This window comes from Citrobacter sp. TBCS-15, assembly GCF_005280815.1.
Taxonomy (GTDB): Bacteria; Pseudomonadota; Gammaproteobacteria; order Enterobacterales; family Enterobacteriaceae; genus Citrobacter; species Citrobacter werkmanii.
On record NZ_SZWK01000251.1, the window covers coordinates 399,416 to 412,346 of the forward strand.

Below are 12,931 nucleotides of genomic sequence, written 5' to 3' on the forward strand. Positions count from 1 at the left end.
CTTTAGCGTATGCCCTTCTTCATTATTTGCGGACAGAAAGATGGAACATTTTGATGTGGCGATTATCGGATTAGGCCCGGCAGGCGCAGCGCTGGCGCGACAGTTGAGCGGAAAAATGCGCGTGATCGCATTGGATAAAAAGCGCCAGTGCGGCAACGAAGGCTTCACGAAACCCTGCGGCGGATTGCTGGCCCCAGATGCCCAGCGTTCGTTTATCCGCGACGGGATAACGTTGCCCGTTGATATCATCGCCAATCCACAGATATTTAGCGTTAAAACGGTGGATGTTGCAGCCTCTCTGACCCGTAACTACCAGCGCAGCTACATTAATATCAACCGTCATGCTTTTGATTTATGGATGAAATCTCTTATTCCTGAAGATGTACAGGTGTATCACGACAGCCTGTGCCGCAAGATCTGGCGCGAAGGCGATAAATGGCATGTTATCTTTCGCGCCGACGGTTGGGAGCAGCAGATCACCGCGCGTTATCTGGTCGGAGCCGATGGCGCGAACTCGCTGGTACGCCGTCACCTCTACCCTCAGCACCAAATCCGTAAATACGTCGCTATTCAGCAGTGGTTCGCAGAAAAGCATCCCGTCCCCTTCTACTCATGCATTTTTGATAACGACGTAACCGACTGTTATTCATGGAGTATCAGCAAGGATGGTTATTTTATCTTTGGCGGCGCATACCCCATGAAGGACGGCCAGGCGCGCTTTGATGCGCTGAAAGCGAAGATGGAAGCGTTCCAATTCCAGTTCGGCAACCCCGTGAAAAGCGAAAAATGTACGGTGCTGTTCCCATCGCGCTGGAAAGACTTCGTCTGCGGTAAGGACAATGCGTTTTTGATTGGTGAAGCGGCCGGTTTTATCAGCGCCAGCTCGCTGGAAGGAATTAGTTACGCGCTTGATAGTGCAGAAATCCTCAAATCAGTATTAATACGGGATAGAAAGGATATGAATCTCGCATACAGGCATGCCACTCGCAAGCTACGTCTTAAACTGTATGGCAAGATCCTTAAAAGCCGCATATTAACAGCGGCGTGTATCCGGAAATGGATAATGCAAAGTGGCGTTGCGCATATCCCCCTGACAGGGTCAGAAAAACATCCGCCAATGAAGTTCTGGTGGAGGTTTTTAATAAAGGAATGAATGTTCACCCACTTTCGACAGATTATCGCTATCACTTGCAATCGTAGCCAGCATGGGGAAATTAGCCCCGGTATACCAGGATTGTGGTAAAGGTAGCCGTGCCATGTTGTTTCCGGGGCGGAGTTGAAGTTGTGCCAGCGTATCAAGGGAGTAATTTCGCCAGTGATGCGGCAGCGACAGGCGTAGCGGCACGGCTTTTTCGCCCGGCACTGGCGTTGGCAAACGCGAATCACTCACATCGTAGTTTCTGTGCAGCACCAGATATTTCTCCGGCACCCGACGCTGGCTGTTCCACCACTTGCCATCCAACATATCAAACTGAAAACGGGTTATTGTTTCAGGCTTAGCTCCCAACTGCGTCAACGCCTGATACAGTGCCTTGTTCATTGCTGCATCGTACATTTCTGATGTTGCCAGTTGCCCATCAAGGATCAGCGACACCGCAATTCTTGCCCCCAACAGGTTGGAGTAGAGATCTTCCGGTGAAAATGCGGAAACTTCCTCAGAAAATCCAGGAACTGACTCAAAACCGTACCATTGTGCAATTTCATGCCAGGCCGCGAGCTGAAAGGCCAGATGCGCTGCCAGCCAGGCAGCTAATGCGTAACGATCGCCTGCCGTTTCAGGTGGAGTAAAGGCATTGAAAGCAATATGCCGCTCCGCGAGCTCATCTTCCAGACGCAGCGTAAAAGGCTGGCCTAACCGTGGAAGTAGATGGCTAAAAAGCCAGACCGTCATATCTGCGGTATCTCTTACATGCGCGGTATCGATAAAACCGCCGCGTGAGGTATACACAATGCCATTGTGTTCATGCCCGATACCGGCCAGATTCACTAACCCTAACAGCAGGCTGTCGTTATAGCGATGCTCGCCAATACCGTCAGCCGCAACGACGTTATCAAGTTCATAAAACGGTACCGGCATATCCAGCACCTGCGCGTGCAGGTCGTAACCAAAAGCACAGCACGGACGTAACCCTTGAGGCGCGGGGAGCGGCGAAACTACCGGCCAGGCGGTGCTTTGAGCCTTATCATCTTCCGTTAGCTGCAAAGGTACAGGTATCGCAGCATGGACCCCGACCGTTGCCAATAACAAGGTCGTCATCAGCAGCACTTTATTGATCAAAACGCCTCTCCTACCTGAAAATAAAAACCGCTGCTCCCTTTGCCAATGCCATAATCCAGACGCACATTCACCCGCGGCTTAAATTCAAAACGATACCCCACCCCCGCCGAGGGTAGCCAGCGTCCATCATCCAGCGCGCTAAATGATGGCCCCATCGTCCCTGCGCCCAGCCAGCCGACCACGCCATGCCGCCAGTCAAGTTTACGGCGATACTCTACCTGCCCGCTGACGGCGTTTTTATCGCGATAGCGTCCTTCGTAATAGCCACGCATCCGCTGATTGCTTCCAAGCAATGGCATCATGCTCCACGGTACATCACCCTGAGTAAACGCACCGTCCATCTCCCAGGCAAGCACATTCTTCTCGTCCAGAGAGTGGTAGAGGCTGTAGTGCAACTGGTATTCATCAAATCGGGTATCGCTCCCCACATCGGGCGTATAGCGGGTATAGCGTACGTCGGCATATTGTCCCTGGCGCGGGTTAGGAACAAAGTCACGGTCATCCCAGCTAAGTTCTACACTACTGCCGGAACTCAACACCGACGCGCCCTGCCCGGTATTCTCAATTTTGGGGGGATCATTGTCATCCATTTGCGCAGCATGCTGTGCGTTCAACGACCAGCCGAGTCCCAGATAGACATTAGGCGCTAACCGTCGATACAACGTGGGGCGTAGATCCAGCACCTGAGCCGTATATTGCTGTTTCTGGCTGTCTTTATCTCCTGCGCTAAAACCCTGTCCCCAGTAATAAGTTGGGGTATCGGTTAATGCGCCATTGATAAAAAAACGCCAGCGATCGTCGGCAAAAAAGGCGTAATTTTGCATTGTGACGCCGAAAGCGCCCGTTGAGCTAAAGTAACCGCTGAGGGTCAGCGTCGAATTCTGACTCACCGTGTCGTTTGGGTCCGGGCGATACATCCCCACCACCGCCGTGCCGATCCCCAGTCCCAGTTCGGGAGTGTAGAAAGGCCCCGGCATTACCCCCCAATCGATACCTTTGCTGGCGTTAAAGTTATCGCTGGCACCCAGTGTATTCAGCCAGCCGTCAACTTCTTCACGGCTGGGGAGCGCGGCCTGCGCCGCCGTTCCCAACAGGCTGAATGCACAGAGCAAAAACAGACGAGTCAAACTATTCAAAAGCGATACTCACCGGCGACAAAGAAGCTATTACGCTCAGCAAAGCCAATTTCAGAGGTGATATTAAAGTTGCGTGTCAGCTCATACTGCGCGCCGACCAGGACGTTCCATGGGGATTGCAAATGCTGTTTAACGTCGAAACGGCCATTTCCGTCCTTATTCGCCAAATCAACCATTCTCTGCAGCGTAGCGGAGGGCATGGAGAGATCGTTCAGGCTTCCCTTAAACTCTTGCTGCACATCCTGATACATAGACCCCACCCAAACGTTGAGTTTCCCGGAGGGCAGATGCAGCGTATCCACGCCCGGCGTCGCAAAACGGTAGCCGACTCGCGGAGAAACCGTGAAGGCATCGATACTGCCGTCAAGAATGTCAAACTGCGTCTGGGTATAGTTGGCATCAACAGCGGTAAACCAGTTCCCGACACCGCCGACCAGCGTTGTCCCGATACCGTAGGTGGTGCCTTTGAAATCGAGTTTAAAATCCAGGTTTTGCAGATTCGCCGGATAATGATATTTACGCGCGCCCTTAACCCCGACGCCAATCTGCGAAATCGAATGACCGTCGGTGTAGCCCACCAGCCCGTAGATATTCATAAAGGGCAGCAGCCAGGCATCCAGCTTCAGGGTTTCGGTTTTACTGCTCTCGCGCGTGTTGCCGACCTTGATTTTGAACGCGTTATCCAGCGAATGGCCGCCCAGAGAAAGGCCATTAAAGTTAATACTGTCTACATTAATATTCTGCCTGATATTCATGTAGTTAATATTCACACCAAACGGCTCAGGCAGGTCGTAGCCACGTTTACGCGCCTCGTCACCTAAAAAGGGCAAAGCAGAGTGGCTTGCGGCAGGTTTAGCCGCCGGTTTTACCGGCACAGGAGTAGCCTGACCATCGTCCTGATAATCATACAGCGGTGTTAACGTTGAGCCAGAATCCGTCGCAGCCCAGGCTTGAAAAATCAAACAGGAAGACGTCATCAACACCAGGCGAATGCTTGTGTTAGTCATAAGAAAACATAGTTGCAGGCAGGAACCGCCTGAATATAAAAGAAGGTGGGAGAGTATAGAAATTGTGTACTAAATGGGGGGATTAATGTGCTGTTTCACATCTGATAATACAAACATGATTTTTATAACATTCTTAATGTTTTATGCCTGGCCGAAGCCAGGCATAACACACATCAGGAGAGGACGTACTTCTCAATGGCCCAGGCAACACCGTCTTCCAGATTAGATTTCGTCACGAAGTTGGCGATCTCTTTCACCGTTGGAATGGCGTTATCCATCGCAACGCCCACGCCGGCGTATTCAATCATCGCGATGTCGTTTTCCTGATCGCCAATCGCCATAACCTCCTCGGCTTTAATTCCCAACGCCTCGGCCAGCGATTTTACGCCAGTCCCTTTGTTGACGCGTTTATCGAGGATTTCGAGGAAGTACGGCGCACTTTTCAGCACGGTGTACTTTTCTTTCACTTCCGCCGGAATGCGCGAGATGGCCTTGTCGAGGATCTCCGGCTCATCAATCATCATCACTTTCAGAAACTGGGTCGCAGGATCCATTTTTTCGGCTTCACAAAACACCAGCGGAATCGTCGCGACAAACGATTCATGCACCGTGTAATAACTGATATCACGGTTCGCGGTATACAGCGTGTTGCGATCGAGCGCGTGGAAATGCGAGCCAACTTCCCGGGAGAGCTGCTCCAGGTAGCGATAATCATCATAGCTCAGCGCGGTTTGCGCAACGGTACTGCCATCGCCTGCTTTCTGCACCAGCGCACCGTTGTAGGTAATGCAGTAGTCACCGGGTTGTTCCATATGCAGTTCTTTCAGATAGCTGTGAACGCCGGCATACGGGCGTCCCGTGGTCAGCACTACGTTCACGCCACGCGCGCGTGCCGCAGCAATTGCCGTTTTGACCGCAGGTGAAATGGTGTGATCGGGCAGCAGAAGTGTGCCATCCATGTCGATAGCAATAAGTTTGATAGCCATGAGTTCCCCGGATGAAATAAGTCCGTCCTCATGCTAACGCGATTCCGCTCAAAAAACAGCTACGAAAAGGGGGATAGAAAGGGGAATCAAGATTCCCCTTTTGTGGTTCGGTTGTAGGCCGGAAAGGCCTACAGAAGCAGGCCTTGGTGTAGGTTAAATATCGATGTTCGCCGCTTTCAGGGCGTTTTCTTCGATAAACGCGCGGCGTGGTTCGACGGCATCGCCCATCAGGGTGGTGAACAGCTGGTCGGCGGCAATCGCATCCTTCACAGTAACGCGCAACATGCGACGGCTTTCCGGATCCATGGTGGTTTCCCACAGCTGTTCCGGGTTCATCTCGCCCAGACCTTTATAACGCTGGATAGCGAGACCGCGACGAGACTCTTTCTGCAGCCATTCCAGCGCCTGCTCAAAGCTGGCCACCGGTTGGCGGCGCTCGCCACGTTCGATAAACGCATCGTCTTCGATCAGCCCGCGCAGCTTCTCACCGAGCGTACAAATACGATGGTACTCGCCACCGGTCACAAACTCGTGATCCAGCACATAGTCGGTATCCACACCGTGAGTACGTACGCGTACAATCGGCTCAAACAGATTCTGCTCTGCGTTATGGTGAACATCAAACTTCCACAGGCTACCGTGCTGTTCTTTTTCGTTCAGCTCGGTAATCAGCGCGTTAACCCAACGGGTAACGTTCTGTTCGTTCGCCAAATCAGCTTCCGGCAGCGTCGGTTGATAAACCAGCTCTTTCAGCAGCGCTTTCGGGAAACGACGTTCCATACGGCCAATCATTTTCTGCGTCGCATTGTATTCAGAAACCAGTTTCTCTAACGACTCACCTGAGAGGGCAGGCGCGCTGGCATTGGTGTGCAGCGTGGCGCCATCCAGAGCGATAGAGATCTGGTATTGATCCATCGCTTCATCGTCTTTGATGTACTGTTCCTGCTTGCCTTTCTTCACTTTGTACAGCGGTGGCTGCGCAATGTAAACGTGGCCGCGTTCAACAATTTCCGGCATCTGACGATAGAAGAAGGTCAACAGCAGCGTACGGATGTGCGAGCCGTCGACGTCAGCATCGGTCATGATGATGATGCTGTGGTAGCGCAGTTTGTCCGGGTTGTACTCGTCACGACCGATACCACAGCCCAGCGCGGTGATCAGCGTTGCCACTTCCTGAGAGGAGAGCATTTTGTCGAAACGCGCTTTCTCGACGTTAAGGATTTTACCCTTCAGCGGCAGAATCGCCTGGTTCTTACGGTTACGCCCCTGCTTCGCAGAGCCGCCCGCGGAGTCCCCTTCCACCAGGTACAGTTCAGACAGCGCCGGGTCACGTTCCTGACAGTCCGCCAGCTTGCCCGGCAGACCGGCTAAGTCCAGCGCGCCTTTACGACGGGTCATTTCACGCGCGCGACGTGCTGCTTCACGGGCACGGGCCGCATCGATAATCTTGCCGACGACGATTTTTGCGTCAGACGGGTTTTCCAGCAGGTATTCGCTCAGCAGTTCGTTCATCTGCTGTTCAACCGCCGATTTCACCTCAGAGGAGACCAGTTTGTCTTTGGTCTGCGAGGAGAATTTTGGGTCCGGCACTTTCACGGAAACCACGGCAATCAGGCCTTCACGGGCATCGTCGCCGGTGGCGCTGACTTTCGCTTTTTTGCTGTAGCCTTCTTTGTCCATGTAGGCGTTCAGGGTACGGGTCATCGCCGCGCGGAAGCCTGCAAGGTGAGTACCGCCGTCACGCTGCGGAATGTTGTTGGTGAAGCAGTAGATGTTTTCCTGGAAACCGTCGTTCCACTGCAGCGCCACTTCAACGCCGATACCGTCTTTTTCGGTGGAGAAGTAGAAGATATTCGGGTGGATCGGCGTTTTGTTTTTGTTGAGATATTCAACAAACGCCTTGATGCCGCCTTCGTAATGGAAATGATCTTCTTTGCCGTCACGCTTGTCGCGCAGACGAATAGAGACACCGGAGTTCAGGAACGACAGTTCGCGCAGGCGCTTCGCCAGGATGTCGTATTCGAACTCGGTCACGTTAGTGAAGGTTTCATGGCTTGGCCAGAAACGCACCTGGGTCCCCGTAACTTCTGTTTCGCCCGTTACCGCCAGCGGCGCCTGCGGCACACCGTGCACATAAGTTTGCTGATGCACTTTGCCTTCACGACGAATCACCAGCTCCAGTTTCTGCGACAGGGCGTTAACCACGGAGACACCTACGCCGTGCAAACCACCGGAAACTTTATAGGAGTTATCATCGAATTTACCGCCTGCGTGCAGAACGGTCATGATAACTTCCGCCGCCGAAACGCCCTCTTCCGGATGAATACCGGTTGGGATACCACGGCCATCGTCAGTAACAGACACGGAGTTATCAGCGTGAATCGTTACCACGATATCTTTACAGTGACCCGCGAGCGCTTCGTCGATAGCGTTATCTACCACCTCGAATACCATGTGGTGCAGACCGGTGCCGTCATCCGTGTCGCCGATATACATACCCGGGCGCTTACGCACCGCATCCAGCCCTTTCAGGACTTTGATACTGGAGGAGTCATAAGAATTCGACATCAACGTTTCTCGCTCATTTTATCTTGGGTTAATCCGTTATTTTACCCTTTTCCACGGTAAACATCTTCGAATTTTCATCGGACATGTCTATAACGTGTTCAGCGCTGATTGCGCTGACAAAGACCTGTGATTGCGTGGCTTTTAAGCGGCTGGCCAGCAGCCCGCGACGCGCATCATCCAGTTCAGAGGCAAAATCATCTATCAGGTACAGGCAGCGCCGTCCGCTTTCACGGGTCAGGAACTCCCCTTGCGCCAGACGTAAGGCGCACATTAGCAGTTTTAGCTGCCCACGCGACAACGTGTCTTCTACCGGCGCACCGTCGGCACGAATGCGGAAATCCGCCTTATGCGGGCCGTGTGCGGTGTAGGTCAACATGCGATCGCGTTCAAAACTGCGTTCCAGCACCTCGGCATAATCTGTCTCCTTCTCCCAACCACGCTGGAAAGAGAACGAGAGAGAAAACTCGGGAAGAAACTGCTGGCAGGTATCCGCCATATCCTGCGCGATACCCGCGCTGTACTCCGCGCGCCAGGTGCTGATTTGTTCCGCCAGCGGGATAAGTTCTCTATCCCACGGGCGCAGTTGCTCATAACGACTCACCTGACGCAGTGCCGCATTGCGCTGCTTGAGCAGTCGCTTCAGGTTGCTCCAGGCGGTGAAAAATCCGGCTTCATTGTGAAAGCATCCCCAGTCAAGAAATGCTCTTCTGTATTTGGGGCCGCCGTTGAGTAAAGTAAACCCCTCTGGCGTGATCAGCTGCATCGGCATCAGGTGCGCCAGTTCAGCGACCTTGTGCCCGTCAGTGCCATCAATGCGCACTTTGCTGTCGCCCAGTTTGTCTTTCGTCAGACCAATCGACGTCTCACGCTCTTCTCCCTGCAAACGTCCGTGTAAAACAAACGACTCCTGCTCGTGGCGAATCACGCGGCCAATCTGCAAACTGCGAAACGCCCGGCCATGGCCGAGCGTATAGATGGCTTCCAGCACACTGGTTTTGCCGCTGCCGTTCGCGCCAACCAGGAAGTTAAAGCCAGGGGATAAAGCGAGATCCGCGCTTTCGATATTGCGAAAATCGCGGATCAACAGGCGGGTGAGCGACATTACAGTCTCATTGGCATAACAACATAGGCAGCCGACTGTGATGCGGCATCTTCAATCTGTACGCTCGATACGGAATCAGTCAGCAGAATACGCACGTTCTCGCACTTCAGCGCGTTCAGAACGTCCAGCACGTAGCTAACGTTAAAACCGATTTCCAGTTCAGTACCAGGATAGGAGACATCCAGAATTTCTTCTGCTTCTTCCTGCTCCGGGTTGTTGGCGGTGATCTTGAGCTGATTTTCGCTGACATACAGACGCACGCCGCGGAATTTCTCGTTCGAGAGGATCGCAGCACGGGCAAACGCCTGCTTGAGGATATCGCAACCGGCTTCCAGATGTTTGTCCGGATTTTTCGGCAATACGCGGCGATAATCCGGGAAACGACCGTCTACCAGCTTGGAGGTAAAGATGAAATCCCCCACGTGCGCACGAATATTGTTGCTGCCAATCTGCACGCGCAGCGGGTTGTCACCGCCGTCAAGCATACGCATCAGTTCAATCACACCTTTACGCGGTACGATCACCGAATGGCTGGGCAACGGCTGACCGACAGGCATTGAACAAACCGCCAGACGGTGACCGTCGGTTGCCACAGTACGCAGCTCTTCCCCTTCGGTTTCAAACAGCATGCCGTTTAAGTAGTAACGCACATCCTGATGCGCCATCGAAAACTGCGTGGCTTCAATCAGGCGCTTCATTGTGGCCTGTGGCAGAGTGAATTCGACTTCGCTCTGCCAGTCATCCAGATTAGGGAAGTCGGCAGCAGGAAGCGTGGACAGCGAGAAACGGCTGCGACCAGAGCGTACCAGCATGCGGTCGCCTTCCAGTTGAACGGCTATTTCCGCGCCTTCCGGCAACCCACGGCAAATGTCGAAGAATTTACGTGCCGGAACGGTGGTCGCACCAGGTTCATGGGGCTGGATCAACGCCACGCGCGCCACCATCTCCATTTCGAGATCGGTACCGGTCAGAGAAAGCGCACCGTCAGCGACCTGCAGCAGCAGGTTTCCGAGGATCGGCAGTGTAGGACGTCCACCCAGCGGGCCGCTGACCTGCTGAAGCGGTTTTAATAAATGTTCACGTTCAACGGTAAATTTCATAGCGTCACGAAGATAATGTTCTGATTAAATTGGAGAAATCTTCTTTAATATCATGGCTTTCTTCACGCAACTGCTCAATCTTGCGGCAGGCATGAAGCACGGTAGTATGGTCACGCCCACCAAACGCGTCGCCAATTTCCGGCAGACTGTGGTTGGTGAGCTCTTTTGCCAGCGCCATCGCCATCTGGCGCGGACGAGCTACCGAGCGAGATCGACGCTTTGACAGCAGATCCGCAATTTTGATTTTGTAATACTCCGCCACCGTCTTCTGAATATTGTCGATGGTGACCAGCTTTTCCTGCAAAGCCAACAGATCGCGCAGCGCTTCGCGCACGAAATCGATGGTAATCGCCCGGCCGGTAAAATTGGCGTTGGCGATCACGCGGTTCAGTGCGCCTTCCAGTTCACGCACGTTAGAGCGTAGACGCTTGGCAATAAAGAACGCCACCTCCCCCGGCAGACGAATGTCGTTTTCGTCGGCTTTTTTCATCAGGATCGCCACGCGTGTTTCCAGCTCTGGCGGTTCGATCGCAACAGTCAGCCCCCAGCCGAAGCGGGATTTCAGTCGATCTTCAACACCATTGATCTCCTTCGGATAACGATCCGACGTAAGGATGATCTGCTGATTACCTTCCAGCAGGGCGTTGAAGGTGTGGAAGAATTCTTCCTGCGAGCGCTCTTTGTTGGCAAAGAACTGGATGTCATCGATCAGCAGCGCGTCGACGGAGCGGTAGTAGCGTTTAAACTCTTCGATCGCATTGTTTTGCAGAGCTTTAACCATGTCCTGCACAAAACGCTCGGAGTGCATATACACCACTTTCGCGTTCGGTTTACGCGCCATAATGCCGTTACCGACAGCATGCAACAGGTGGGTTTTACCCAGACCCGTACCACCATAAAGGAATAACGGATTGTAGGCGCCGCCAGGGTTGTCCGCCACCTGACGTGCCGCCGCGCGCGCCAGTTGGTTAGATTTACCTTCAACGAAGTTATCAAACGTATGTTTAACGTTGACGTTAGAGCGATAGGTAGGTTCTGCCGGCGCCGGGACGTTGTCCCAACCAGGGCGCGCCGCAGGAGCAGCACGTTGCGGTTGTACCTGTTGTGCCACATGGGCAGGCGCGACAACATTATTTACCGGCGTCTTCAGCGTTTGCGTGACGGGTTTAGTTCCGACCTCAAAACGCAGCTGTGGGGCATCCGCTCCGCAGAAGTTATTTAGTAATCCATTAATATTATTAAGGTATTTGTCCCTTACCCAATCGAGCACAAAACGGTTTGGCGCATACAAAGCCAGCGTGTTATCGCTCAGTTCCGCCTGCAACGGGCGTATCCACATACTGAATTCTGTGGCTGGTAACTCATCCTGCAATCGGGCAAGACACTGCTGCCAAAGCGAAAGTGACACGGCGGACTCCACTCGAACAAAAGTCGATAAATGACAAAGGCTGAAACATTCATGATTGTTGACGCACACCGACAAGACCCTATGCAAAGGGTGACGTGCGAATTGCTATCTGCAATTTTTCCCCGATCAGGATCCATTGAAACGATCGGGACCGCGGATCATAGCGTAAACTGAGAAAGAGATCTTCTGTTTCTCACAGATTCTTCCCGATTTATCCACAGGATGATCCAGAATCGGCTAAGTGTAAACGATCCTGGAGAAGTGCTGCAGGTTTTAGCGCGCATATTGAAAAAATTAATGAGTAAAGATGCTTTACTGCTTAAACGATCTAATAAAGATCCCGGGCGATCCTTGCGCTTTATCCACCAGCCCGTATAATTCTTACCCCCAGCGAGTAACGGTCGCCTTACGGCGTCAACGCTGCCTGTTTTTCACACAAAACCTTGTGGAAAAAAGCGGGAAATAAGGAAAGAGAATTGACTCCGGAGTGTACAATTATTACAATCCGGCCTCTTTAATCACCCACACTGTGGCGTAAGTCGTTCGAAACTCGTTCGGGTATACGCAAAAGTCAGTGAATTTATTCAAGTTTAGGTAGAAATCGCCATGAAACGCACTTTTCAACCGTCTGTACTGAAGCGCAACCGTTCTCACGGCTTCCGTGCTCGTATGGCTAATAAAAATGGTCGTCAGGTTCTGGCACGTCGTCGTGCTAAAGGCCGTTCTCGTCTGACCGTTTCTAAGTAATAAAAGCTAGCCCCTGAGTGGTTAAGCTCGCATTTCCCAGGGAGTTACGTTTGTTAACTCCCACTCATTTCACATTCGTCTTCCAGCAGCCACAACGGGCTGGCACGCCGCAAATCACCATCCTCGGCCGCCTGAATTCGCTGGGGCATCCCCGTATCGGTCTTACCGTCGCCAAGAAAAATGTTAAACGTGCGCATGAACGCAATCGGATTAAACGTCTGACGCGTGAAAGCTTCCGTTTACGTCAGCACGAACTTCCCGCAATGGATTTCGTGGTGGTGGCGAAAAAAGGGGTTGCTGACCTCGATAACCGTGCTCTCTCGGAAGCGTTGGAAAAATTATGGCGTCGCCATTGTCGCCTGGCTCGCGGGTCCTGATAGCCCTCATTCGGGTCTATCAACGCCTGATCAGTCCGCTGCTTGGGCCGCATTGCCGTTTCACTCCAACCTGTTCGAGCTACGGAATTGAGGCATTGCGCAGGTTTGGAGTGATAAAAGGCAGTTGGTTGACGGTGAAACGCGTATTAAAATGCCACCCTTTACACCCTGGTGGTGACGATCCCGTCCCGCCCGGACCATTTGATACCAGAGAACACTAAC

At 52.8% G+C, this 12,931-nt stretch carries 12 protein-coding genes; 4 read left to right on the top strand and 8 right to left on the bottom strand.

Features of this window, described 5'->3' with window-relative positions:
* Positions 1-40 precede the first annotated feature (40 nt).
* Positions 41-1,153, top strand: a complete 1,113-nt coding sequence (cbrA, locus tag FDW96_RS14765) for a colicin M resistance lipid reductase CbrA (RefSeq protein WP_137365890.1) — start codon at positions 41-43, stop codon at positions 1,151-1,153.
* On the opposite strand, the gene FDW96_RS14770 is transcribed toward cbrA, so the two are convergent.
* From FDW96_RS14770 to dnaA, 8 genes are all read right to left on the bottom strand, one after another.
* Complete coding sequence (locus FDW96_RS14770; protein ID WP_170974716.1) at positions 1,139-2,257, bottom strand: DUF4056 domain-containing protein; 1,119 nt, start codon at positions 2,255-2,257, stop codon at positions 1,139-1,141. The two genes, cbrA and FDW96_RS14770, sit on opposite strands and share 15 nt — an antisense overlap.
* Before the next feature lie 17 nt (positions 2,258-2,274).
* On the bottom strand, positions 2,275-3,405 hold the full coding sequence (locus FDW96_RS14775; RefSeq protein ID WP_137365905.1) for a BamA/TamA family outer membrane protein: 1,131 nt from the start codon (positions 3,403-3,405) through the stop codon (positions 2,275-2,277).
* A gap of 5 nt (positions 3,406-3,410) precedes the next feature.
* Positions 3,411-4,421 (bottom strand): hypothetical protein, encoded by a 1,011-nt coding sequence (locus tag FDW96_RS14780; protein ID WP_137365892.1) that lies wholly within the window; start codon positions 4,419-4,421, stop codon positions 3,411-3,413.
* Between the two features lie 173 nt (positions 4,422-4,594).
* Positions 4,595-5,407: a sugar-phosphatase gene (gene yidA, locus FDW96_RS14785; RefSeq protein ID WP_042311439.1), complete on the bottom strand. Its 813-nt coding sequence runs from the start codon at positions 5,405-5,407 to the stop codon at positions 4,595-4,597.
* A 153-nt stretch (positions 5,408-5,560) separates the two neighbouring features.
* Positions 5,561-7,975 (bottom strand): DNA topoisomerase (ATP-hydrolyzing) subunit B, encoded by a 2,415-nt coding sequence (gene gyrB, locus FDW96_RS14790; RefSeq protein ID WP_006687741.1) that lies wholly within the window; start codon positions 7,973-7,975, stop codon positions 5,561-5,563.
* A gap of 28 nt (positions 7,976-8,003) precedes the next feature.
* Entirely contained in the window at positions 8,004-9,077 is a 1,074-nt protein-coding gene (recF, locus tag FDW96_RS14795; protein WP_038635725.1) for a DNA replication/repair protein RecF, read from the bottom strand.
* Positions 9,077-10,177 (bottom strand): DNA polymerase III subunit beta, encoded by a 1,101-nt coding sequence (gene dnaN, locus FDW96_RS14800; RefSeq protein ID WP_005121477.1) that lies wholly within the window; start codon positions 10,175-10,177, stop codon positions 9,077-9,079. The genes recF and dnaN overlap by 1 nt, the downstream gene beginning before the upstream one ends.
* A gap of 4 nt (positions 10,178-10,181) precedes the next feature.
* On the bottom strand, positions 10,182-11,585 hold the full coding sequence (gene dnaA / locus FDW96_RS14805; RefSeq protein ID WP_003827078.1) for a chromosomal replication initiator protein DnaA: 1,404 nt from the start codon (positions 11,583-11,585) through the stop codon (positions 10,182-10,184).
* 606 nt (positions 11,586-12,191) lie between these two features.
* On the opposite strand from dnaA, the gene rpmH reads away from it, so the two are divergent.
* Genes rpmH through yidD form a run of 3 tightly spaced genes read left to right on the top strand, consistent with a single transcriptional unit; the run spans position 12,192 to position 12,930 of the window.
* A complete protein-coding gene (rpmH, locus tag FDW96_RS14810) occupies positions 12,192-12,332 on the top strand; it encodes a 50S ribosomal protein L34 (RefSeq protein ID WP_003023858.1) in 141 nt (46 codons plus the stop codon).
* Between the two features lie 17 nt (positions 12,333-12,349).
* Positions 12,350-12,709, top strand: coding sequence for a ribonuclease P protein component (gene rnpA / locus FDW96_RS14815; RefSeq protein ID WP_003844432.1), 360 nt, complete (start codon positions 12,350-12,352; stop codon positions 12,707-12,709).
* Entirely contained in the window at positions 12,673-12,930 is a 258-nt protein-coding gene (yidD, locus tag FDW96_RS14820; RefSeq protein ID WP_003023846.1) for a membrane protein insertion efficiency factor YidD, read from the top strand. Before rnpA ends, yidD begins: the two co-directional genes overlap by 37 nt.
* Position 12,931 lies beyond the last annotated feature (1 nt).

Coding starts and splice junctions, on each gene's coding strand:
- cbrA (WP_137365890.1), top strand. CDS start 41: ATGGAACATTTTGATGTGGCGATTATCGGATTAGGCCCGGCAGGCGCA.
- FDW96_RS14770 (WP_170974716.1), bottom strand. CDS start 2,257: ATGACGACCTTGTTATTGGCAACGGTCGGGGTCCATGCTGCGATACCT.
- FDW96_RS14780 (WP_137365892.1), bottom strand. CDS start 4,421: ATGACTAACACAAGCATTCGCCTGGTGTTGATGACGTCTTCCTGTTTG.
- yidA (WP_042311439.1), bottom strand. CDS start 5,407: ATGGCTATCAAACTTATTGCTATCGACATGGATGGCACACTTCTGCTG.
- gyrB (WP_006687741.1), bottom strand. CDS start 7,975: ATGTCGAATTCTTATGACTCCTCCAGTATCAAAGTCCTGAAAGGGCTG.
- recF (WP_038635725.1), bottom strand. CDS start 9,077: ATGTCGCTCACCCGCCTGTTGATCCGCGATTTTCGCAATATCGAAAGC.
- dnaN (WP_005121477.1), bottom strand. CDS start 10,177: ATGAAATTTACCGTTGAACGTGAACATTTATTAAAACCGCTTCAGCAG.
- rpmH (WP_003023858.1), top strand. CDS start 12,192: ATGAAACGCACTTTTCAACCGTCTGTACTGAAGCGCAACCGTTCTCAC.
- yidD (WP_003023846.1), top strand. CDS start 12,673: ATGGCGTCGCCATTGTCGCCTGGCTCGCGGGTCCTGATAGCCCTCATT.